The sequence below is a fragment of the Pseudomonas deceptionensis genome, from assembly GCF_900106095.1.
In the GTDB taxonomy this organism is placed as follows: Bacteria; Pseudomonadota; Gammaproteobacteria; order Pseudomonadales; family Pseudomonadaceae; genus Aquipseudomonas; species Aquipseudomonas deceptionensis.
Map to the genome: position 1 here is coordinate 3,624,091 of NZ_FNUD01000002.1, position 23,698 is coordinate 3,647,788.

Genomic DNA, 23,698 nt, shown 5'->3' on the forward strand with positions numbered 1-23,698 from the left:
GAAGGACCTTAACAAGTTCAGAAACCTACAACTAGACGCCTCTCGATAGTTACTTTATAAAGAAAACCTTACGAATAGCCTTCTCGAGCCCATCCAAAGTGAATCTGTTATCGGCAATTGCCAGCTTTATCAAAGTGGTCGAAACAGGCTCCATCGTAGGCGCGGCCAAACAGCTGGGGATCAGTGCCGCGGCCGTGAGCCAGACCATCAACCGCCTGGAAGAACATCTGGGCACTCGCCTGCTGCAACGCACCACCCGCAGCATGGCGCTGACCGAAAACGGCACGCTGTACTATGCCAGAGTGAGGCACATTGCCTCCGACCTGGAGTCGGCACAGCTGGCCCTCAGCAATGGCGAAACCGAACTTCAGGGTCGGCTATGCATTGCGTCGACCTCCGCGTTCGGGCGGCACGTGCTGGCCCCGTTGATTGCGGGCTTTGCTACGCGCTATCCGCGGTTGAGGCTTGAGTTGTGCACCACTGATGGCAAAATCAATCACATTCAGGAAGGCATTGATCTGAGCCTGCGGATCAAACCTCAGCTGGAGGAAGGGATCGTCGCGCGCAAGATCGCTTCTGTTCCTTTTATCGTCTGCGCCTCCCCGGCCTATCTGGCTCGAGCCGGCACGCCCCGCACCCCGGAAGAGCTCCAGCAGCACGCCTGCCTGGCCTTTCGCTACCCGCTGGACGGGCGCTTGCTGCGCTGGGGGTTTATCCGCGACGGGCAGCACTACTACGCACCGCTGAATTTCACCGCGATCAGTGACGATATCGACGCACTGACGCAAATGGCGATCCACGGTGCCGGGATTGCGCGCCTTGCCGAGTTCGTGGCTGCGCCCTATATAGAATCTGGCCGACTTATCACGCTGCTGAAAAACAGCCATGAATCGACCGAGTCCTACGCAGAACCCCTGGATATTTACGCTTGCGTACAGGATCGCGCAGCCATGACACCAAAAGTTAAAGCCTTTATCGAATACTTAGCCGAACACCTGAAAATGCGCTGGCCAAAAGACAATATTTCGTACTCCACACCTGTTTATTGAGCGCTTTCCATGCGCACTAAGTTGGTGCGATCACTATTTGAATTACACCCCTAATTCAATACACTCAAAACGATATATCACTAAAACGTAGTGCACATATCTGTACTGTAAGCAGAAAAATAAACGCTACGGATGAGTACTGTTTTTTAATGTACTGGTACACTCAGCCATCGAACCATTCAAGGAATGAATAACATGAACGTCACAAACAGGCGTGGCTGGAACTGGGCTTACCGAAAGATGCGCGACCTTCACTGCACCCGCACCTCTGCCGCTTACAGGGCAACCCTTTACGTACTCCGAGGCGACACAGGTACATTTATCTGTGAACTAACGCACAAAAAAATCCGCATCAGCCGGTGATTGTTTTAGTTTCAGTGTTTTGGTCAGATCGTGTCCGACTAGAGTGTGCACTGCTGCACACTTGCAATACTTTAGTATTAATCCTGTTTACATGACTGCACAGTCATTGAGTCCCAAACTAAACCATTAATGCTTCCCGGACCTGTTCAGGAAGTTATTGGCTCCCACCCACGCAGAGGATGCTATTTGGGGGCCATGGGCGCCCTGCAAACACTTCAGCCCTGTCGTTACGCAAGCGAGGCAGTACAATTGCTCAGCCTTGCCAGATCATGACCCTCATCGATCGGGCCCCGAAGAAGTTTGGATAATGCCGAAAAAGAATCCCGCAAACAGCCAGGCCGTCACGGCTGCCGACATAGAAAGGTCGATCCAGGCCCTGAACAAAATGGCCGAACGACTTTGGGGGGATGGTCGGGAAGCTGAAGCAAAAGCCCTTCTCGATGCCCTGGACGCGTTGAACCGTGCACTGGACAGAATCAGGATTGGCGAAAGCCGCCGGGTCATTACGCTTCACTGATATCTGCTGGTTTTGGGCGTATTACATACCATCTGCCTCTGAAAAGGGAACCTTCCCGCACACAAACAGGAATCGCCTGAATTGCCCCGGCGAACCTGAATTCTTTATTTTCCCTTCCGAATTGGATGCCCGCGGGCGGCTGAATCAGCGAAGGGTTTAATCATGGCGTCTCACGTCTCGGGGCAAACACCCGAACCGCGCAATAAAAAACCGGAGCCTTCAGCTCCTCAAAATAACCTTGTCTCTTTAATCCTCTTGATCGCGCTGTTCGCCTGGCTTCTTGCTGGCGATGAGTAGCGTTCGGCCCACGCCAAAAACGCCAGGGGATTCCCATCCAAAGCACCGGCTAAAGAGCTGTGTCGCAAATTCCGGGCGCACCGCTCATTTTTCCGCCGTCAAAGAACAGCGCTTACCGACCTCGAGGCCGGTATTTAGACAAAGAAAGGGGCCCAAACCCTGGAAACACCCGGAATCAGATCCCGTCCACCGTACAACTGTCGCCATACCTATGCGACAATATGCTTAATGTCCGGTTTGAATCCCGCCTTCATTTCCCAGCAGCTTGGCCCTAGCGTCCAAATGTTGCTGTCTACTTATGCGCGTTGGATCGACTCAAGCTCAGATTGGAGCGAGCTGGAAAAGCTCCAAATTGGTATCAAATTGGTATCGGCTGAAACCAGCGAACTCTAAGCTATTGATAGGTAAAGTAATTGATCTCCACAGCAAATATCACGATGCAGTTCGGCGCAAAGCCGCTATTCGAGAACGTTTCAGTAAAATTTGGTGCAGGTAACCGTTACGGTTTGATCGGTGCCAACGGTTGCGGCAAGTCCACTTTCATGAAAATCCTCGGCGACGACCTTGAGCCATCCGGCGGGCAGGTCATGCTGGAGCCGAACGTGCGTCTGGGTAAGTTGCGCCAGGACCAGTTCGCTTACGAAGAATTCACCGTGATCGATACCGTGATCATGGGCCACGAGGAGCTGTGGAAGGTCAAGGCCGAGCGCGATCGCATCTATTCGCTGCCGGAAATGACTGAAGCAGACGGCATGGCCGTTGCCGAACTCGAAACCGAGTTCGCCGAAATGGACGGTTATACCGCTGAATCCCGTGCAGGCGAACTGCTGCTGGGTCTGGGTATCGGTATCGAACAGCACAACGGCCCGATGAGCGAAGTGTCGCCAGGCTGGAAGTTGCGCGTTCTGCTGGCTCAGGCACTGTTTTCGAATCCTGAAGTACTGCTGCTCGACGAACCAACCAACCACCTGGATATCAACACCATCCGCTGGCTGGAAAACATTCTGACTCAGCGCAACAGCCTGATGATCATCATCTCCCACGATAGGCACTTCCTGAACAGTGTCTGCACCCACATGGCTGACCTGGACTACGGCGAACTGCGTCTGTTCCCGGGCAACTATGACGAGTACATGACCGTCGCTACCCAGTCGCGCGAGCAACTGCTGTCGGAAAACGCCAAGAAGAAAGCCCAGATCAACGAACTGCAAGCGTTCGTCAGCCGCTTCTCGGCCAACGCCTCGAAATCCAAGCAGGCCAGCTCCCGCGCCAAGGCGATCGACAAGATCACGCTGGCCGAGGTCAAGCCTTCGAGCCGTGTGAGCCCGTTCATTCGCTTTGAGCAGAATAAAAAGCTGCACCGTCAGGCAGTCATGGTCGAGCACATGGCCAAAGGCTTTGATGGCAAGATTCTGTTCAAGGACTTCAGCTTCACCGTTGAAGCCGGCGAGCGCGTCGCGATCATTGGCCCGAACGGTATCGGCAAAACCACCCTGCTGCGCACCCTGGTCAACGAACTGACCCCGGATGCCGGTACTGTGAAGTGGACTGATGCCGCTGAGCTGGGCTACTACGCTCAGGATCATGCCCACGACTTCGAAGACGACATGACCCTGTTCGACTGGATGGGCCAGTGGACTCAAGGCGAGCAAATGGTACGTGGCACTTTGGGCCGCATGCTGTTCTCCAACGACGACATCCTCAAGTCGGTCAAGGTGATTTCCGGTGGTGAGCAAGGTCGCATGCTGTTCGGCAAGCTGATCCTGCAAAAAGCCAACGTGCTGATCATGGACGAACCGACCAACCACTTGGACATGGAGTCCATCGAGGCGCTCAACCTGGCACTCGAGAACTACCCGGGTACTCTGGTATTCGTCAGCCATGACCGTGAGTTCGTATCCTCGCTGGCCACTCGTATTATCGAGCTGAGCCCAAGTGGCGTGATCGACTTCAGCGGCACATACGATGACTACCTGCGTAGCCAGGGCGTTGTGTTCTGATTTGAGACACTGCGAACGGCCACCTGCACCAGCTTGTGACTGAGCAACCTGAGCAGGACCAAAGACCAATGCCCCGACTTGTCGGGGCATTGGCGTTTCTGGCGTCTGAAAATACCGCACCTGCTGGATTGGCTTGGGAGACCTACTCCATTAGAGCGAATGAAAAACATACCCATATGTGAACGATTGTTATTTACACCTGCGAATAAGTCTCTAGTATCGGGCTATGGCGTAGTCCGTTGTCAGACAACAAGTATTCATCACCGCGAAATTTCTGACTGACCGGCACTAGTATTCTCCACTCGCAGGATCTACCTGATGCCCCGTTCCTTTATCCCCTCGTTGACCGGTGCCCTGGCACTGGGTTTTTCGGCTGCAACCCTTGCAGCTGAGGCCAGTCCTGGCCCGCTGAATCTCGGTGAAGTGAAGATCAATGTCCAAAGCGTGATAACCGATAACGCCACCACCGAAGGCAGCGGTTCCTATACCACCGGCGCCATGAGCACGGCTGTCGGCCTGCCGTTGTCGATCCGCGAAACGCCGCAATCGGTCAGCGTCATCACCCGCCAGCGCATGGATGACCAGGGCATGAACGACCTCAACGATGTGGTCAAGTACGCACCGGGCATCACCCTGCGCAAGTTCGGTGGGGATCGCCAACAGTTCCTCGCCCGCGGCTTTATCATCGACAACCTGATGTACGACGGTCTGCCCACCAGTCTCAGTACTTTCACTCTGGACACCATTGCCGGAGCGGATCTGGCCATGTATGACCGCGTAGAGGTAGTCCGCGGCGCGACCGGCCTGATGAGCGGTGCCGGAAGCCCGTCAGCCACCCTGAACCTGGTGCGCAAGCGCCCTACCGCAACGCCGCAGGTCAGCATCACCACCAGCGCCGGGAGCTGGGATCGCTACCGCACAGAGGTTGACGCTTCAAACAAGCTCAACGACTCGGGAACCCTGCGCGGCCGTGTCGTGGCCGCCTATGAAGACAACAAAAGCTATATCGATGAGCGCGACAAGCTACGCCAGACTTTTTACGGCGTTGTGGAAGCTGATCTGAGCGATGCAACCACCTGGAGCTTCGGTGCCTCCAAACAACGGGACGACGCAACCTCGGACTGGGGCAGCCTGCCAGCAGGCCCAAATGGCGAAGACTTGCACTTGTCGCGGTCGACCTTCCTCAGCAACGACTGGGCCTATTGGGATCGGGACAACGTCAGCCTGTTCACCGACCTCACCACCCGCTTCGACAACGGCTGGACCTCAAGGCTGGCATTCGCCAAGACCTGGGCCGAGTCCAACACGTTCTCCAGCTATTTGAGCGCGGCCAAGGGCGGCGGGTTTACACAGTCCTCGGGCCAATACGACACCACCGATGTACAGACCAACCTCGACGGCTCGCTCTCGGGCCCGTTCCGCTTGTTTGGCCGCGAACATGAGCTGACGATAGGCGCAAGCCGTCGCCAGGAAAAATTCGACCAAAAAGGTGGCTTCTGGGCCAAGGGGACGCCGATCGATATCTACAACTTCGACCCGGGTGTGATTCCCAAGCCGGACATTGCTGACCGTACACCGTATCAAAGCCAGAACACCGCGACGGAAGAAGGCGTCTATGCCGCCGCTCGCTTCAACCCGTTCGACCCTCTTCACGTCATCATCGGCTCCCGCTTGAGCTGGTACGAATACGACAACCGCTCGGGCACCGGCGATTACAAGGTCACTCAGCAAGTCACACCGTATGCTGGCGTGGTCTACGACATCAACGACACTTACTCGGTCTATGCCAGCTACACCGAAATATTCAAACCGCAAACGCAACAGGACGTAGCAGGTTCGGTGCTCAAGCCGATGACCGGGGACAGCTATGAAGTCGGTATCAAGGGCGAGTACTTCAACGGTGAACTGAACGCATCGCTGGCGCTGTTCGACATGACCCAGCAAAACCGCGCCTATGCACTCGACACCCAGCCCGCCAGTTGCCTGGCCACCAACCGTACGTGCTACGAAGCCGCAGGCGAAGTCCGCAGCCGTGGTCTGGATGCGGAAATCAGTGGCGCCCTCACCCCGGATTGGCAGGCATCTGCCGCCTACACTCTGGTGTTGAGCCAGTACGTCAAGGACAAGGCTTTCGACAAAGGCAACCTGTTCGCCCCCAACCAGCCCAAGCATTTGTTCAAGGCGGCCACCACTTACCACCTGCAAGGTGCGTTTGCCAAAGCACGCATTGGCGCCGACGTGCTGGCGCAAAGCGCAACCTATGGCCGGGTCGGCAACGGTCATGCCGAGCAGGATCCTTATGCCGTGGTTGGTCTGATGGCCGGCTATCGGTTGGATGAGCACTGGGATGCACGGGTTAACTTGAACAATGTGCTGGATCAAAAATACTGGCAGGGCATCCCTACTGCCAGCGGCTCGGGGACTTACGGCGATCCGCGCAACCTGATGTTTTCGCTGAAGTGGACGCTGTGACACGCGACAACTGATGCGCTACACCGGCACATGGGTGGCATGCGGTACTGAAATGCCGCAAACCATCCATTTTCTGCAAAGCGTCGAAGGCCATTTGGGGAGTCCTCACCAGCCTTTTTAATCATGCATGCTCAAGTCTCACAGCGCTCCAGCGCTCAGCCCGCGCCGTAGCGGCCATCGCGGTGGCAGCGCCAGGCTTATAGTTAGCCTGCTTTCATTTATTCCTGGGCCACGCCATCATGACGGTCATTGACCGTCAGCCGGATGCTTCGTCTATGCCCGCGCAACACCCACCCTGCGAGAGTTCCCTGTCGGTTACCCTGCAAATCCTGTCGATCGTGTTTTACACCTTCATTGCGTTTATCTGCATCGGCTTGCCGATTGCCGTATTGCCCGGTTATGTCCATGACCAATTGGGCTTCAGCGCCGTGATCGCGGGCCTGGCCATTGCCTCGCAGTATCTGGCGACGCTGCTCAGCCGCCCCTCGGCCGGGCGACTGGTAGACAGTCTAGGGACCAAGCCGGCCATCGTTTATGGCTTGATCGGGATCGCCATCAGCGGCGTGCTCACCACCCTGGCCGTCATGCTGGAGCAATGGCCATGGCTTAGCCTGGGCATTTTGCTGGTCGGGCGGGTTTTCCTGGGTATCGCCCAGGGCCTGATCGGCGTCGGCACCATCACTTGGGGTATCGGCCAGGTCGGCTCCCAACACACCGCCCGGGCCATTGGCTGGAACGGAATTGCCTCCTACGGCGCCATCGCCATTGGTGCGCCGCTGGGTGTGGTGATGATCGACCGGCTGGGCTTCGCCAGTCTGGGCGTGGCGCTGTTGCTGCTGGCACTGCTCGCGCTGCTGCTGATTCGCAAAAAGCCTTCAATCCCGGTGATAAGCGGCGTACGCCTGCCCTTTTGGTCGGTGTTCGGCCTGATTGCTCCGTATGGCATCAGCCTGACCCTGGCCTCCATTGGCTATGGCACGCTGACCACCTTTATCACCCTGTTTTATATCGACCGCGGCTGGGTCGGCGCGGCGTATTGCCTGTCGGTATTCGGGGTGTGTTTTATTCTCGCGCGGCTGGTGTTTACCAACAGCATCAACCGCCTGGGCGGCTACACCGTGGCGATTGCCTGTATGGCCATCGAAACTGTCGGCCTGACATTACTGTGGTTGGCGCCTGGCCCTGCCTATGCCTTGGCAGGTGCCGGCCTTACGGGTTTTGGCCTGTCGCTGGTGTACCCGGCGCTTGGCGTCGAGGCGGTCAAGCAAGTGCCCGTTAGCAGCCGGGGGGCTGGGCTGAGTGCCTACGCGGTGTTTTTCGATCTGGCACTGGCCATCGCGGGCCCGATCATGGGCGCGATTGCATTAAACATGGGTTACCCGTGGATTTTCTTCAGTGCTGCACTGCTAAGTATTCTGGGGCTGATACTTACTGTAGGTTTATCCTTACGCAAAACTTCCTAAGTTCAGAAATTTAACTTACAGGCAACTTCCGTTGCACGGCACATGAAATATATTTAAAAATTAAGACTAACGTCTGAAGTTAGCAAACAGCCAGCATCTTCAGGCGAAACACCGCTCTGCAACATCAAGAATCCTTTCAGGCACATAGCTACTATTGCGAAGTAAATCTCTTACGACAATATTCGATCCGCTGACTAAGTTCGGCGTGAGCTGCCTATACCAACAACTGAATATTCTTATAGAGTAATAATAAAAAATGCGTGCATTGATAATGACTGTCGCTGTTCCCGCTTTGTACTTGGGGTTGAACACTGTTGCACAAGCAGAGGTTGACCTGAATGCCCCGCCCCATGGCTGGCCCTGCTGCCCTTTCAGCGACGCACAGCTGAAAACAGATATTCGCCCCCTGACTGACTCCACCAGCAAGCTGCTGCAACTCCAGGGCGTGACGTTCAACTGGAAAAACGGTGGGCATGAGGACGTCGGACTGATTGCGCAAGATGTACAAAAAGTCTATCCGCAGTTAATTCGAGAAGATAAAGAATACCTGCGCGTGGACTACGAAAAACTGGTTGCACCGTTGATCGAATCGGTACGCGAAATGGATGCGCGGATCAAGCAACTGGAAGCAGCCAACAAGACGCACTGATCGTTTCCAGTGGAGCCAGTCAGCAGGGCAAGCCTACTGACTGGTCGAAGCAGTTTTTCTGACCGGTACGGACCCCAGGGTCTTGCTGAAAAACCGCCCCGCCTCATAAATCAGATCACGATGTACATCTTCGCGATCGACCCCTTCGGCATCTGTACACAGCCCGGGCATTGCCGTCATTTGCTCGTCGGTACATGGCGCCATAAATACAAAATGCCCCGCGCCGGGAATAACCTTGAACTCAGGCTCCATCGGCAATTTGCGCGCCAGGGCGTCGGCGTTCATGTCGGGGAACACCAGGCTGTCGTTTTCGCCGCTGTACAGCAACACGGGCACATGCACATCCGCCAGGGTTTGGCGCCCGAACATCAGGCTTAACGGGGCCATCAGCAACAGCGCTCGCACACGTGAATCAGAAACAGGGACCAGGTCATCGCGATCGGCGATCAGTTCACCCTTGGTCGTGCAGGCATCATGGTCCTCCGGCCGCTCCTGGCAGTAACGCCGCAAACGGTCCAGATCCGGCTCGGCGCCGGCCAGGATCAACGCCGTTTCCCCTCCCGCCGAATAGCCAATCACCCCTACCTGATCGTCATGTACATAGGGGGACAAATCGCCATCAGCCAGGGTTGCGCTGATGGCCGCCGATATCTGCATTGGCCGCCCATAAAGGTTGCTCAGGGTACCCAGGCGGCTGTGGTCTTTATAGTTGTCACCGGGGTGAATAACCGCCACCACGACAAAGCCCTTGCGGGCCAGTGAGGTTGCAAGGTCATGTAACGCCAGGGGCGTGCCGGTATTGCCGTGGGACAGCATCAGCAGCGGATAGCGACCTGTGACAATTTTGGCGTCTTCGGTGGCCTCGACCTCATAGTTGCCCATTTTGGTCAGCCCTTCAGCTTGCGCGGACGGATAAAAGGCGATGGCGCGCATGGGCTGATCGTCCAGCGGATCGAGAAAACTCAAGCGATGAAAACCCACACTCCAGTGGGCCTGCGGCTCGGCCTGCACCACGAGGGGGCAATATGCCAGCAACAATGCCAGTACCGCGCATAGACGCATCATGGATGCTTACCTTTGATGGCGTGTGGCTTGCAACCGGCGATGCCAGAGCGTTGACCTTCAACCCTGCACAACCCAAGCCAAACGCAAAATACTCCGTATTCTGGTCATCCCGCTGACGTCCAGAGTACAGAGTTTAGTCGTTGCCGCGGTTCAGATTACTTACGCTGCGCTGAACAGATCCTGCTTAATTTGCGCGTGGGCATCGTTCATCGCTTTGCTGCGCACTTCGTCGCCGTATGCCAGGCCGTGGGCACGCACAAACTCGACGTCAGTGATGCCCATAAAGCCCAGTATCACTTTCAAGTAGTCCTCATGGGCCACGCCTGTGGCCTGGCCAGCATGCAGGCCGCCCGAGGTCGATACCACGATCACTTTCTTGTTGCCGCACAGGCCTTCAGGGCCGGCCTCGGTATAGCGGAAAGTCTGGCCGGCAACCGCGATACGGTCGATCCACGCCTTGAGCTGGGTCGCAATGGTGAAGTTGTACATCGGTGCCGCGATCACTACCGCGTCAGCCGCCAGAAATTGCGCCAGGGTGTCAGCACTCAATTGTGCTTCGTGTTTTTGTGCAGCATCACGCAGCTCTGCCGGTGTGCCAGCAGCCACCAGAGTCGCGGCCGAAAAGTGTTCAATGGCTTCGGCGGCCAGATCGCGGTAGCTGACTTCAACCTCTGGATCGGCAGCCTGCCAGGCCTTGACCACTTCACGGCTCAACTGACGCGAAGCGGAGTTGTCGCCCAGGATGCTCGAATCGATATGCAATAGTTTCATGGTGATCTCCGGTGAGGACCGCCACTGGGCGATCTGATGGAGGTGATGCTATAGATGAAAGCAATCGACGATAAGTCGGCCGCCATGCGATAGTTCGTCCCATCTGTAGGACAGTGAGCCCGCCATGCAAGACCTCAATGATCTGTATTACTTCGCCAAGGTGGTCGAAGCCGGTGGTTTCGCCGCAGCGGGCCGCCTGCTGGGGATTCCCAAGTCACGCCTGTCGCGACGGGTGGCCGAGCTTGAAGAGCGCCTGGGCGCCCGCCTGCTGCAGCGCACGACCCGCCAGCTCAAACTCACGGCGGTGGGCGAGCGCTACCTGCGCCATTGCCAGGCCATGCTGCTGGAAGCAGAAATGGCCGACGAGGCAGTGGCCAGCATGTCCAGCGAGCCACGGGGCCGCTTGCGCGTTTCGTGCCCCGTAGGCCTGGCCCATGAGTTCATGCCCGGCGTCATCAGTACGTTCTTGCAGGCTTACCCTCTGGTCCAGCTGGAAGTCAGCCTGCTCAACCGGCGCGTCGACCTGGTCACCGAAGGCATCGACGTGGCTTTGCGCGTGCGCGAAGAAGGCGATGAGGACCCGTTGCTGGTGACACGTCGCCTGCGTCAGGCCCGTACCGTGATGGTGGCCAGCCCCGAGTTTGCCCGCAAGTGGCCGGTCAATAGCCCCGACGACTTGAAAAACGTGCCGCTGCTGGGTGCGCTTGAGCCTGATCGCATGGTTCATTTGCGCATGCTCGATGAGCAAGGCAAGGCCTGTAACCTGGTGCTTGAGGCGCGGCTGGGGATTGACGATTTTGTCGTGCGCAAAGCTTGCACCCTTTCCGGCCTGGGCTTTACGGTACTGCCCATGATGTATTGCGAACAGGAACTGCAAGACGGGCAGCTGGTTCAAATCTTGCCCTCATGGACACTGCCAGGGGGCTGGCTGCATGCGGTTTACCCTCACAGGCGCGGGGTGATGCCTGCCGTCAGGGCCTGGATCGACCACTTGGTCGAGTCATTCGAAAGCTGTGGAGACAAACTGCTATGACCCAGATGACCAAACATGACGTAGCCGAATTCTGCCGCAGCCTGCCGGGCGTCAAGGAAGACGTGAAATGGGGAGGTGTTCAGGTGTTTTATGTCGACCAGAGCAAGATGTTTGCCCTGTTCAACCTCAACAAGGACGGGCTTTCGTTCAAGGTCGAAAAAGAGTTGTTTCTGGGCTATGTAGACCGTCCAGGCATACGCCCGTCGCCATATCTGGCGCGGGCGTACTGGATCAACATGCAAGCGCCCTACCCGATGGGCGCTGCAGAACTGCAAGACCTGTTGCGCCGCTCCCACCAGTTGGTGGTCAGCAAGCTGGCGAAAAAGCGTCAGATCGGTTTGTTGCTCTGATCGTTACAGGTTCGCAAAGCTCATCTTCAAGAACAGCACGTCAATCCATACCACCTGGTGCAGCGCAACAATCAGCCAGAAGAACACCTGATACGACAACTTGCGGGTTTTGTGGCGAAACATCTGTTGAGCCACCAAGGCCCCCGGCCAGCCGCCAAGCAGCTCGACCCCGTGCAAGACATTTTCCGGCGTGCGCCACTGCCCCGCCTTGGCCTGCTGTTTGTCGTACCAGTACAGGCCAAACGCCAGAATGCTGGCAATGCCATAGGCCAGCAACGGCACCCGACTGATACCGGTGAGCATCACATTCACCGAGCCGCCCACCGGCAACGCACAAAGCAGCGCGAACACCAGCAGCTTGAGCTTCAAGCCGCGAATTGGCGTGCCTTTGCGCTCTGGCGCGACGACTTGCGCGCGCCGGTCTTTAACCTGCTTTTTCACGCGGACGCTGCTGACCAGTCGATCCAGCCGAACTGCCAGGTGGCCAGGATCAGCAGACCAAATGCAATGCGATACCAGGCGAACACGGCATAGCTATGGTTGGAAATGAACTTCAGCAATGCCCGTACCGCGATCATGGCGAAAATGAACGAGGTCACGAAACCAATGGCGAACACCGGCAAATCGTCAGGCTGGAACAGATGACGGTATTTGTAGCCCGAGTACACGGCAGCACCGACCATGGTTGGCATGGCCAGGAAGAATGAAAACTCGGTAGCCGCCTTGCGCGACAAGCCGAACAGCAGGCCGCCGATAATGGTCGAGCCGGAACGCGAAGTGCCGGGAATCATCGCCAGGCATTGCGCAAAGCCGATTTTTACCGCGTCTTTCCAGGTCATGTCGTCCACTGTTTCGGCGCGAATCACATGCTGGCGACGCTCGGCCCACAGCATGATGATGCCGCCGATGACCAATGCCGTGGCAACGGTAATCGGGTTGAACAGGTACTCATGAATGACGTCGGCGAAAATCACCCCCAGGACCACTGCCGGCATCACCGCGATGATCAGGTTGGTGGTGAAGCGTCGCGCTTCAGGTTTGGTGGGTAAACCGACGACAACGTCGATGATCTTGCGGCGAAATTCCCAGACTACAGCCAAAATCGCACCCAGCTGGATGATGATGTTGAACGCCATCGCCCGCTCGCCGCCAAAATTCAGCAAGTCGGCCACAATAATCTGGTGGCCGGTACTCGAGATCGGCAAAAACTCCGTCAAGCCTTCTACGACGCCCAGTATCAACGCCTGAGCGGCAGTCCAAAGATCCATTATTCCCCCATAAAGCCCTGCCTCATGCAGAGCTGATTAGTCATGATTAAGTGTTTGCAACCGCTGCCGTAGAGTGGGTTACAGGTGTGCCATGTTCACCACAGCGGTGTGAAAAAACTGTCAGAAATCAATAAAGATGAAGCTTTGCCAATTTCGGCCGAGATCCTATCAGACACGTTCCACTTTCGCTGCTATGACATATCCCCGGTGTTGTCTGACAGACAAGTCTGAAAGTTGTTCAGTGAATCACCACAAGAACAAAAATACGGAGTGACTACTTATGAATACCCTGCGCGGGTTGTCCATCAGCCGACGTTTGTGGCTGATCTTGATCGTGGCCATGGCCATGCTGCTGGCGTTGGGCTTATTGATGCTAAAGCAGATACATGACGATTTGTATGAAGGCAAAGCCCAGAAAACCCGGCATGTGGTGCAAGCGGCCAGCGGCGTTCTCTCGTATTACCACGGCCTGGAAACAGCCGGCAGCCTGAGCCGTGAGGCCGCGCAACAGCAGGCGCTCACCGTGATCAGCCAATTGCGCTACGACCAGAACGACTACTTCTGGATCAATGACCTGCGCCCTTTCATGATCATGCACCCCACCAACCCCAAGCTTGACGGCAAGGACGTGTCGACCGTCAAGGACCCGGACGGCTTTGCGATTTTCAACGAAATGGCCAGCCTCGCGAAAACCCGAGGTGCCGGCATGGTGGACTATCGCTGGCCAAAGCCGGGGGCCGAAGCACCGGTGCAAAAAACTTCGTATGTGCAACTCTTCGAGCCCTGGGGCTGGGTGATCGGCTCCGGGGTCTACATCGACGACATGCAGGCCGAGTTCCGCGCCCAGACCTGGAAGGCCAGTTGGGCTGGCGTGGGCATCGCGCTGGTGATGGCGCTACTGGTGACACTCATTGCCCGCAGCATCGTGCGACCGTTGCAAGAAGCCGTGCAGGCCATGGCCAATATCGCCAGCGGTGAAAGCGACTTGACCCGTAGCCTCGATACCCACGGCCGGGATGAAGTCACCCTGCTGGCACAGCACTTCAATGCCTTCACCGCCAAGCTGCGCAATGTGATCAGCCATCTGCAAGCCACCGCCACTGCTCTGGAACAATCTTCCACAGCGCTGGGCAGCGACGCGACCGACGCCCAGCAGCGCAGCCAGCAGCAAGCCCTGCAAATGGATCAGGTGGCCACGGCGATCAACGAAGTGACCTACGCCGTGCAAGAAGTGGCCAAAAACGCTGAGCACGCGGCCAGCGAAATGCGCGGCGCCCAGTCGCAAGCCGACCTTGGCCAGCAGAACATCGATACCAGCCTGCAGCAGATCGGTGAACTGTCGGGCACCATCCATCAAGCGGTAGAGGTGATCCGCACCCTGGCCACACAAAGCAGCGAGATTGGCAGCGTGCTTGAAGTGATCCGCTCGATTGCCGACCAAACCAACCTGCTGGCCCTCAACGCAGCGATTGAAGCCGCACGGGCAGGCGAGCAAGGCCGGGGCTTTGCGGTGGTGGCTGACGAGGTACGATTGCTGGCCCAGCGCACGCAAAAATCCACGGCCGAAATTCAGACCATGATCGAAGGTTTGCAAAAGCATTCCGAGGCCGCCGTGGATGTGATCGGCAGCAGCAGTCGAGCCTCGCAACTGACCATCGAGCAGGCCACACAGGCCGGGCAGAGCCTGACCAGCATTGGCCAGGCCCTGAGCAATCTCAATGACCTCAATGCGTCCATTGCCAGCGCCACGCTGCAACAGGCTCACGTGGTGGAAGACATCAACCAGAACGTGACCCGCGCCGCAGAGCTGTCCCAAGGCACCGCCCAGGCTGCGGAGCAGTCGAGCGTTGCCAGTGCTCACCTCAAGGAACTGAGCGTGCAACTCAATGGGCTGTTGCGCCAGTTCAGGGTGTGAACGCAGCGGCAGGCTGCACGCTTGCAGCCTGCCGCGCCTCAAGCAATCACAATGTCGTTGCCCGCCAGCGAGGCCAGCCCAACGCCGACCAGCGTCACCGAGTCATTGCCAAAGCTCAGGACGGTATCGTGCCCCGAAGCACTGGCGTGGGCCCGGTAGTCGGCGTTGTACCCGCCATCAACCCCCAGAAACAGCAGCGTGTCGGTCGCCTGATACCCCAGCAGCGTATCGTTGCCGAAATGCCCGCTGAAGACGAAGGTATTGATCCCGCCCCCCGACTCCAGCAAGTCATTGCCCGCGCCACCGATAAACACATCATTGCCCCGCGAACCGATCAGATGATCGTTGCCGCCCTGCCCCAGTAGCCAGTCGCCGTGTTCACCGGCCTTGAGCGTGCTGTCCCCGGCCCCTGCCTTCACCGAGCCGGTGTAGTCACTGCGGCTATTGCCGGCCCACAAGCCGTCATCGGCAACCCGATGGACCACGGTTTTGCTCATCCCCAGCCAGCCCGGCTCTTGCGTGGACAACAGGCTGATATCCCGGGCAATGCTGAGCCCGCCGTGTTCATCACGCACATAGAGGGTGCCGTGCCCGTCATTGACCACTTCCACGCGATTCATGGCCTGTTGCAGGTCCAGGGTATTGATGCCTTTACCGCCCAGAATGATGTTATGGCCACCACTGTCCCTGAAAGTGTCATTGCCCTCACGCCCTTCCAGGAAGTCATTGCCGCGCCCGCCCTGAATCAGGTCGTTGCCGTCGCTGCCAATAATGAACGTACTGCCCTTGTGGGGCTCGGCGTTGCGATTCAGGTCCTGAACCCAGGTGTTTTCCCGTGCCGGGTTCGACAGGTTAGCAACCACGACGGTCGAGTCCTTGCCCGTCAAGTCGTAGAACGCCGAGTCGAGAATCCGCGTCATCCCGCTTTCGTAGCCGCTGGGTAAATGCGTGACCCAGGTCGAGACATTGGCAATCGAAAAGGGCATGAGGTTCCACGCAGTGGAGGCGTAGTGATCGTTGAAACTCACAATATTGTTGGTGGCTGACGGTTGATGCGCGTCGTGTACCCCCAGGGACGACAGATTGAAATCCGAGCCATCCAGAGCGCGGAATACCGGGTCGTTCTCGTAGCCGATATTCAGCACGCTGGAGGTGGTTTCGCTCTGTGTGGGCGAAGCAAAGGCGATGTAACGCGCATCACGATAGAAACCCGACCAGTGATCGCCGCTCAAATCGGCCAGGCTATTGACCGCCAGACCGCCCAGGCTATGGCCACTGACCAGCACGTCCTTGCCGGCCAACCCCTGGGCACCGGCAAAGGCGGCCACTTTGCCCAGTAATGAGTCGAACGCATTGGCGCTGTAGTTTTTGGCGTAATCCCCAGGCCCGACAGCGGCCAGCAAATCGCTGATGGCATCGCCAATGGAGTCCGTGATCAGCGATTCCCGTGGCCCGCTGGTGCCGCGAAACCCGATGCCAATGGACGTCAGCTGGCCATCGGCGCCGTACTTGCCGAGGATCTCCACTTGAGCCGTACCATAGCCAGCTTTTTCACCGAAGAAAGTGCCGCGCTGATCAACCTTGCCTGCGTAACCCAGTTGCTCGGCGCTGATGGGGGTCCAGCCGGCTTTTTCCACGGCTTCGCGGGCGAGTTTTTCTGAATCCGGGTTCCAGGGAATCCCCGGCACCACCCCCTGCGAGTCGGTCCCGCCGAGCACGGCCTTGACCAGCGTGGCGGGGAGCCCGGTGCCCATGCCGTTTTTCTGGTAACCCACGGCAAAGCCGTTGTCGAGGTTGTGATAACTGTAAAGCGTGATGGCCAGCGCATCTTTAACGAGAGCCGTTGAAACGTTTGATCCCACATCCATGTAGTCAAAAATCGCCATGGTTTTTACTCTCCTCTTTGATAAAACTATCGCGCCACAAAAGCCTCATCCACCCGTGCCAGGTCCTGTTCACGCAACGTGCCCGCGTAAAAGTGCAATTTGGTCCAGGCCAGCAAGTAGTCGTAACGGGTTTGGGCCAGATCCCGCCGCGTGCTGTAGAGCTGCTGCTCGGCGTTCAATGCATCAAGGTTGACCCGCTCGCCGCCCAAAATGCTTTGCCGGGTCGAAACCACCAGCGCCTCGGCCGAGACCAGAGCCTTCTGATAGGCCCGCAACTTGCTGACACCCGACAAACACGCATTGAATTGGCGCCTGAGCTCAATCAGGGTTTCCCGGGTCTTGCCCTCCAGTTCGTATTCCGCCTGGGACAGGTTGCTGCTGGCCTGACGCACCGACGCCGACACCCCGCCCCCCGAGTACAGGGGCAGGCTGACTTCAATACCTATGGTGTTGGTGTCGTAGCGTTGGTTGTAGGTATTGCCGCTCTCGGACTCCATCTTGCGCACACTGGCGTAGGCGTTGAGCTTGGGCAGATGCCCTGCCCGGTTCCGTTCGACTTCGTACCGTGCCACCTCCAGCGCCTCACGCTGTGAGGCGAGCACCGGGTTGTTGGCCAGGGCCATGGCATGCCAGGTCGAAAAGTTCGCAGGTTCCAGCGGCAATGAATTGAAACTGCGGGCCAGCGGCGTCAACTGCTCGATACCCAGTACTGCCACCCCCATCAGGGCGCCCAGCTCACGCAACGCGGCATCTTGCTCATCAAAGGCCTGGATCTCTTCTGCGGTGGCCAACTCGTAACGCGACTCGGCTTCCAGAATGTCGGTGCGCGTCCCTTCCCCTTGGCGAAACAGGTGCTCGTTCTGCTGAAACTGCTGCTCGTAGGCTTTTTTCTTGGCTTGAGCGATGTCGATCTGATCCTGCGCAAACAGGGCCTGGGTGTAATACGTCAGCACCCGCACCAGCAGTTCCTGGCTTTTGCTGCGAAAGACCTCATCTGCAAACAACGCCTGGGCTACGCCCTTTCGGTAATTGGCATACGCCTCGTAGTCGATCAGCGGCTGCTGCACCATAAAGGTCGAGCCGTAACTGTTGTAGTGGCGGTCATCGTGGGTGTTGCCGCGCTCGTTGAGATAGGTGGCCTTGGAGTTGTTGCGCCCCTTGTTGTAGTTGTAGGACAGCTTGGGCAGCAGCCCGGCGCGGCCAATGACCCGGCTTTCAAGGCCCGCGTCGCGCTCCTGGATTGCACCGAGGAACTGCGGATCATTGCGCAACGCCTCTTCGTACACCTCAAACAGCCCCATTGCCTGTGCACTGGCCGTGACCCCGAGCCACAGCGCAAGCGTGAGGCCCAACCGGGAAGCTCTTTTCATAGGTCGCAGCATCCTAACGCTCAGTCAGCGCAGAACCTGCGCGATCCAGCAGTGGTTTAAACAAGTAATTGAGCAGCGAGCGCTCACCCGTGCGTACGAACATCTCGGCCGGCATGCCGGGTTTGATCACCAGCCCGTTGAGTTTTTCCAGCGCCTGATCACTGACCGTGCTGCGCAGCACGTAGTACGGCATGCCGGTTTTTTCATCGAGCAACTGGTCTGCCGAGACCAGGCTCACCGCCCCCGACACCCGTGGCGTGCGGCTCTGATTGAACGCCGTAAACAGAATGTCCACGGGCAACTCGCTGCCCACCCGGTCCACCAGGTTCACTGGCAGGCGCCCTTCGACTTCCAGGCGCGCGTCCTGGGGCACGATTTCCAGCAGGGTTTCCCCGGCCCGGACCACCGCACCCTCAGTGTGTACCCCCAGGTTGACCGCGATACCGTCCGCTGGCGCATTGATTTCGCTGTGTTGCAGATCAAAGCTGGCCGAAGCCAGTTGCTGCTCAAGGGTCAGGGTTTTGAGTTGAGCCTCGGCCAGCTGGGTGCGCACTTCCTTCTGATACTCGTCAATGTGCTGCGCGAGTTTGAGCCGCGACTCCAGAATCCCCTGCTCGATACGCCCGCTTTCGCCGACGTTCTGTGCCAGATCCTGTTGAATCTGCGACAGCTGGCGTTCGTATTCCATCAGCCGGTTACGCGGGATATAGCCGTTGTCAGCCAATGGCCGCAGATTGCTCAGTTGCTGACGCAGGGAATCGGCCTGAGCCAACTGATCACCCCGGGCCCGGCGCATGCCGGCCAACTGTTGCGTGGCGCCTTCGATGCTGGCCTTCAGACCGCTCTGCTCACGGGCGAAGGCCTCACGCCGGCTGCTGAACAGCTGTTGCTGGCCTTCGAGCACCAGGGCCAGGCGCGGGTCGGGGTCGTCACTCAACTGCGGCGCAAAACTGACCCGGCCAAGGTTGTCGCGCTCACTTTGCCAGCGGGCCTGACTGGCCCAGGCCATGCGGTACTGCGCTCGCAGCGATTGCACATCGGCCTCGACCTGCGTCGGGTCCAGGCGAAACAGCGGTTCTCCTTGATGCACCGTCTGCCCTTCGCGTACCAGAATCTGGCTCACCACCCCCGGCCCCAACGACTGCACTGCCTTGCGCTTGCCCGACACCACCACGGTGCCCTGAACGGGAATGCCCTCATCCAGCGGCGCGAGGCTGGCCCACACAAAAAAACTTCCGGCGCCGAGAATAGTCAGCACCCAACCTGCCCGGACGTAAAACCCGGCCCCACGTTGTGGCTGATGGTCATCACTCATGATGGGAGCTTCCTTGCTCATGCGTCGGCACTCTGGCGATGGGTACTGGCGGGCGCCGTCTGTGCGCCGGCGTGTTGTTGCTGTGCCCCGGACAACGCCTTGAGCACCTCTGCACTGGGCCCGAAGACCTGGGTGCGGCCTTCATTGAGCACCAGCAGTTTGTCGGTCTGGGCCAGGGATGATGAGCGATGGGTCACCAGTATCACCGTGCAGCCCTGCCCCTTGAGCTGGGCAATTGCCCGGGTCAGCGCCGCGTCACCCACGGCATCGAGATTGGAGTTGGGCTCGTCGAGCACCACCAGGCTCGGCCTGCCGTACAAGGCCCGGGCCAGTGCCACGCGCTGTTTTTGCCCGCCCGACAAGCCGCTGCCCTCGTCCCCCAGCACCGTGTCGTAGCCTTGTGGCAGGCGCAAAATCATCTCGTGCACCCCGGCCTGCTGGGCCGCTGCGACCACCTGTTGCGGGTCGCTGTCACGGAAACGGGCGATATTTTCGGCAATGCTGCCGCTGAACAACTCGATGTCCTGGGGCAGGTAGCCGATATGCGGCCCCAGTTGATCGCGGTTCCACTGATGGATATCCGCGCCATCCAGACGCACCGTGCCAGCCAGAGTTGGCCATACACCCACCAGCACCCGCGCCAGGGTCGACTTGCCGCAACCCGACGCGCCCAGCACCCCAAGCACCTCGCCGGCATTGAGGCTGAAACTGATCTGATGCAACGTGGGCAGGCGCTGGCCCGGCGGCGCGGCGCTGACCTGCTCAAAACTCACCTGCCCCCTGGGGGCCGGCAACGCCATGTTGTCTTCACTGGCCGGATGCTCGCGCAGCAGGCTGTCCAGTCGCTGATAGGCCAGCCGGGCCGAACTCCATTGCTTCCACACGGCAATCAGCTGGTCGATGGGGCTCAACACGCGGCCCATCAAAATCGAACCGGCAATCATCATCCCGGCACTCATGTCGCCCTGAATCACCAGCAAGGCACCCAGGCCAAGCACCAGTGATTGCAGGCACAGACGCAAGGTCTTGCTCAGCGAACCGATGACTGCCCCGGTGTCGCTGGCCTTGTTTTGCTCGGCCAGAAACCGCGAATGCAAGTTGAACCAGCGTTTGCGCAGCACCCCCAGCATGCCCATGGCCTGAATGGTCTCGGCATTGTGCAGATGGCTGGTGGCCAGTTGGCTGGACTGCTGCGAGTACACACTGGCCAGGCCCAGGGATTTGCGCGTCATCATTTCGTTGACACAGGCCAGCCCCACCAGCAACAGCGCGCCTGCCGTCGCCAACACCCCGAGCCAGGTGTTGAACAGGAAAATCACGAACAAATAGATGGGAAACCACGGCGCATCAAAGAAAGCGAACAGCGCTGGGCCCGTGACAAATTGGCGGATCAGGGTCAAATCCCCCAGCGCCTGGCCGGCATGAGCCTGACCGCTGAACAGATTGCGCTCGAAGGCGGCGCGGTACACCTGCTGGTTAAACCGGCGCTCCAATTGGCTGCCGATGCGTATAACAATAAAACTGCGCACCGTTTCAAGTAGCCCGATAAAGATGAAAAAGCCCACCACCATCAAAGACAACATGGCCAGTGTTGTTGTGTTTTGCGAGGACAACACCCGGTCATACACCTGGAGCATGTAAATGGACGGCACCAGCATCAATATATTGATCAAGGCCGTAAAACACCCCACGCTGATCAGGATATTTTTATAGTCACCCAGCGCCTGCAACAAGGGGGCGACGGGACTGTTCTTCAGCCGCTTCATGACTCTTCCTTGATAGATTAAGCATTGCGTACCTGCACGCAAAAAACCCACAGACACCCGCGAGCTGCGCCGGGCGGTTACCCGCTCAGCCCTTTACGCCAGAAGTTGCGCGTTAATACCGCTTAGTTATTGGCGCGCACCATCACCAATATTCTTTGAGCGCCAAGTTGCACTTCATAGTGCCCCGGTTCAATACGGTTCATATGCACTATATCGGTACCGTCGTTGCCCATGAGGAATAAGCCGTCCGGGGTGGGCGACCAACTTTTCGGCACTTCGCCCAACCAGGCTTGCAAACATTTCACTTCGGGGCTGAAGGCCCTGTTTTCGGCAATCAGCCGCACCGTACAGGCCTGATCCACATCGTCCTGCGGATAAAACGTCCAGTTGCCCGCCAGTTGTGCGGGGCTCAGCAGCAGCAAGGAATTGGCCATGGCGCTCTCTGTAGAAAAAGTCAGCAATGCGGCGATACACCCCATCACTTTGAAAAATCCGGTTAGCCTGCAGTTCATGTGTTCAGGACCCCTGAAAGCAGCGCTTGCGCGCTGCTCCTGTACCGGCCTGCTTACGCGACGATGTCGTAAGTTGCCACTTGACCCACGGTGCTGACCAGGAAATCAGCGACCGCATGGCCGCTGAAATCGACGGCAAAGTGGCCCTGATTGCTGGCTTTGTCATAGCTCACAATCGCTTCGCCGGCACGCCCGGTGAAGGCGTCGACAAAGTTCAGCCCGGCCAGTTTGGTGATGGCCGAGACGTCGATTTTGTCGATGCCGGACTGGAAGTCCATGATGATATCGGCGGCATTGGGTGCAGAGTCTGACACCGCGCCAAACACAAACACATCAGCACCGGTGCCGCCCCACAGCGTGTCAGCACCGCCGCCGCCGTAGAGCACGTCGTTGCCGGCCCCACCCTTGAGCACGTTGTCGGAACTGTTGCCAATCAGCAGGTCATTGCCCGAACCGCCGATAGCGTTTTCGACTGTCACGCCCTGTGCAATCGACACGTTGCCGGTCATCCCACCCACGTCAGAGAACGAACCTGCTGTCAGGTTGATCTTCTGGTTTTGAGTGAAGCCGGAGAAATCCAGGGTGTCATTGCCGCCACCGTCCCACACCGCAAAAATCAGCTTGGAGCTGGCTGACGTTGCGCTGTAGAAATCACGGTCAGCCGTGGAGTTGAAACCGTAAACGGTGTCGTCGGCACGGGTTTCAAGGTTGGCGCCGTAGAGTTTCTGCACCGCTGCAATGTCATCCAGCAAAGGAGCCGATGCGTATGCACCTTCGCCGCTATTGGTGAAATGCTGGCCGGTGTTGCTTTCACTCCAGTAGCTCATGACGCTGTACGCACGGCTGTCTTCGCCATAGACCGCATCGCGGTAAGTCGGGTTGCCATTACCGGCGTTGTAGTCGCCGGGATGCGACAGCCCCAGGGTGTGGCCGATTTCGTGGGTCAGGGTCTGACGGCCGTAATTGCCTTCGCCCGGGGTTTTGTTGACCTCATAGTCCTTGTTGATCAAGTACCACGACTCGCCTTTGCGCGCACTGCTTGGCAGATAGGCAAACGCCGCACCGCCGTTGCTGGCACTGAAGTTGGCGAAGGTCATGTGACCGTCGTCCCCACGGGCTGCCGGCCCCTCGGTGAAGGTCACTTTGGCGACGTCTGCCCAGGACTCCAGCGACAGCTTGGCCTGTTCCTTTTGCAACGCGGAGAACTGGCTGAAGGTCCCAAGCCCGCGGGTGGCATACCCGACAGGCGGCGCTGTCAGGAAGGTGTACGTGAGGTTGATCACGCCGTCGCCGTTCAGGTCATGCCAACTGGCGCCGGAACGGGTCAGCTGATCGGCCGCCTGGTCGACGGTGAACGAGGGTTTGCCATTGACCAGATGATTGCCGCGATCATAGAAATGACTGAAGTTATCAATCTGAGTGAAGACGGAACTGCTGACATTTGCCGCCTGGGTCTGGCCGACAGACAGTGCCGCTTTCTCTTTAAGTTTCGACATTTAAACATTTCCTTGTTTAGCAGTAGAAAGTTTTGACAGACATCGACGACCCCTTGGCGAGATCGTCCTATCACTCGCCGTTATATGGCCGGCAGAAACTGACACATGCTGAAATATCCAGTCCAGTACTATTTTGCGAGC

The 23,698-nt window shown here is 58.0% G+C and carries 19 protein-coding genes and 1 pseudogene; 10 read left to right on the forward strand and 10 right to left on the reverse strand.

The features are described from left to right. Positions 1–98: 98 nt before the first annotated feature. The 7 genes and pseudogenes from BLW11_RS16550 (at position 99) to BLW11_RS16580 (ending at position 8,810) form a co-directional block, all read left to right on the forward strand. On the forward strand, positions 99–1,049 hold the full coding sequence (locus BLW11_RS16550) for a LysR family transcriptional regulator (RefSeq protein WP_048361734.1): 951 nt from the start codon (positions 99–101) through the stop codon (positions 1,047–1,049). Between the two features lie 670 nt (positions 1,050–1,719). Continuing rightward, complete coding sequence (locus BLW11_RS16555; protein WP_048361733.1) at positions 1,720–1,929, forward strand: hypothetical protein; 210 nt, start codon at positions 1,720–1,722, stop codon at positions 1,927–1,929. A gap of 377 nt (positions 1,930–2,306) precedes the next feature. After that, a pseudogene (locus BLW11_RS24110) lies at positions 2,307–2,619 on the forward strand (site-specific integrase); the annotation flags it as partial. Positions 2,620–2,639: 20 nt separating this feature from the next. Further along, a complete protein-coding gene (locus BLW11_RS16565) occupies positions 2,640–4,226 on the forward strand; it encodes an ABC-F family ATPase (RefSeq protein ID WP_074836841.1) in 1,587 nt (528 codons plus the stop codon). Positions 4,227–4,544: 318 nt separating this feature from the next. After that, positions 4,545–6,698, forward strand: a complete 2,154-nt coding sequence (locus BLW11_RS16570; protein WP_048361731.1) for a TonB-dependent siderophore receptor — start codon at positions 4,545–4,547, stop codon at positions 6,696–6,698. A gap of 275 nt (positions 6,699–6,973) precedes the next feature. Further along, positions 6,974–8,161, forward strand: a complete 1,188-nt coding sequence (locus BLW11_RS16575; protein ID WP_048361730.1) for an MFS transporter — start codon at positions 6,974–6,976, stop codon at positions 8,159–8,161. Positions 8,162–8,432: 271 nt separating this feature from the next. Next, on the forward strand, positions 8,433–8,810 hold the full coding sequence (locus BLW11_RS16580) for a tail fiber domain-containing protein (RefSeq protein ID WP_241486174.1): 378 nt from the start codon (positions 8,433–8,435) through the stop codon (positions 8,808–8,810). A 33-nt stretch (positions 8,811–8,843) separates the two neighbouring features. On the opposite strand, the gene BLW11_RS16585 is transcribed toward BLW11_RS16580, so the two are convergent. Next, the gene (locus BLW11_RS16585; protein ID WP_048361728.1) at positions 8,844–9,875 is read right to left on the reverse strand and encodes an alpha/beta hydrolase family protein; all 1,032 of its coding nucleotides are present in this window, start codon (positions 9,873–9,875) and stop codon (positions 8,844–8,846) included. 159 nt (positions 9,876–10,034) lie between these two features. Continuing rightward, entirely contained in the window at positions 10,035–10,646 is a 612-nt protein-coding gene (locus tag BLW11_RS16590) for an FMN-dependent NADH-azoreductase (RefSeq protein ID WP_048361727.1), read from the reverse strand. A 124-nt stretch (positions 10,647–10,770) separates the two neighbouring features. On the opposite strand from BLW11_RS16590, the gene BLW11_RS16595 reads away from it, so the two are divergent. Together BLW11_RS16595 and BLW11_RS16600 are read left to right on the forward strand one after the other, a co-directional pair. After that, positions 10,771–11,679, forward strand: a complete 909-nt coding sequence (locus BLW11_RS16595; protein ID WP_048361726.1) for a LysR substrate-binding domain-containing protein — start codon at positions 10,771–10,773, stop codon at positions 11,677–11,679. Positions 11,680–11,684: 5 nt separating this feature from the next. Then, complete coding sequence (locus BLW11_RS16600; RefSeq protein ID WP_048361834.1) at positions 11,685–12,029, forward strand: MmcQ/YjbR family DNA-binding protein; 345 nt, start codon at positions 11,685–11,687, stop codon at positions 12,027–12,029. 3 nt (positions 12,030–12,032) lie between these two features. Here BLW11_RS16600 and BLW11_RS16605 read toward each other — a convergent pair whose 3' ends face one another. Together BLW11_RS16605 and BLW11_RS16610 are read right to left on the reverse strand one after the other, a co-directional pair. Beyond that, positions 12,033–12,470, reverse strand: a complete 438-nt coding sequence (locus BLW11_RS16605; RefSeq protein WP_048361725.1) for a DUF1294 domain-containing protein — start codon at positions 12,468–12,470, stop codon at positions 12,033–12,035. Further along, positions 12,467–13,297 (reverse strand): undecaprenyl-diphosphate phosphatase, encoded by an 831-nt coding sequence (locus BLW11_RS16610; protein WP_048361724.1) that lies wholly within the window; start codon positions 13,295–13,297, stop codon positions 12,467–12,469. Before BLW11_RS16610 ends, BLW11_RS16605 begins: the two co-directional genes overlap by 4 nt. 280 nt (positions 13,298–13,577) lie before the next feature. Between BLW11_RS16610 and BLW11_RS16615 the strand changes: the two genes are divergently transcribed. Continuing rightward, positions 13,578–15,212 (forward strand): methyl-accepting chemotaxis protein, encoded by a 1,635-nt coding sequence (locus tag BLW11_RS16615; protein WP_048361723.1) that lies wholly within the window; start codon positions 13,578–13,580, stop codon positions 15,210–15,212. A 38-nt stretch (positions 15,213–15,250) separates the two neighbouring features. Here the strand turns inward: BLW11_RS16615 and BLW11_RS16620 are convergent, their stop codons facing one another. From BLW11_RS16620 to BLW11_RS16645, 6 genes are all read right to left on the reverse strand, one after another. Beyond that, positions 15,251–17,098, reverse strand: coding sequence for a polyurethane esterase (locus tag BLW11_RS16620; RefSeq protein ID WP_048361722.1), 1,848 nt, complete (start codon positions 17,096–17,098; stop codon positions 15,251–15,253). Positions 17,099–17,124: 26 nt separating this feature from the next. Then, positions 17,125–18,468 (reverse strand): TolC family outer membrane protein, encoded by a 1,344-nt coding sequence (locus BLW11_RS16625; RefSeq protein ID WP_420912231.1) that lies wholly within the window; start codon positions 18,466–18,468, stop codon positions 17,125–17,127. A gap of 13 nt (positions 18,469–18,481) precedes the next feature. Then, positions 18,482–19,783: an HlyD family type I secretion periplasmic adaptor subunit gene (locus tag BLW11_RS16630; RefSeq protein WP_420912230.1), complete on the reverse strand. Its 1,302-nt coding sequence runs from the start codon at positions 19,781–19,783 to the stop codon at positions 18,482–18,484. 17 nt (positions 19,784–19,800) lie between these two features. Next, positions 19,801–21,549 (reverse strand): type I secretion system permease/ATPase, encoded by a 1,749-nt coding sequence (locus tag BLW11_RS16635; protein ID WP_048361719.1) that lies wholly within the window; start codon positions 21,547–21,549, stop codon positions 19,801–19,803. 122 nt (positions 21,550–21,671) lie between these two features. Further along, complete coding sequence (locus BLW11_RS16640; protein WP_082136280.1) at positions 21,672–21,983, reverse strand: AprI/Inh family metalloprotease inhibitor; 312 nt, start codon at positions 21,981–21,983, stop codon at positions 21,672–21,674. Positions 21,984–22,114: 131 nt separating this feature from the next. Continuing rightward, positions 22,115–23,557, reverse strand: coding sequence for a serralysin family metalloprotease (locus BLW11_RS16645; protein ID WP_048361717.1), 1,443 nt, complete (start codon positions 23,555–23,557; stop codon positions 22,115–22,117). Between the last annotated feature and the right edge of the window lie 141 nt (positions 23,558–23,698).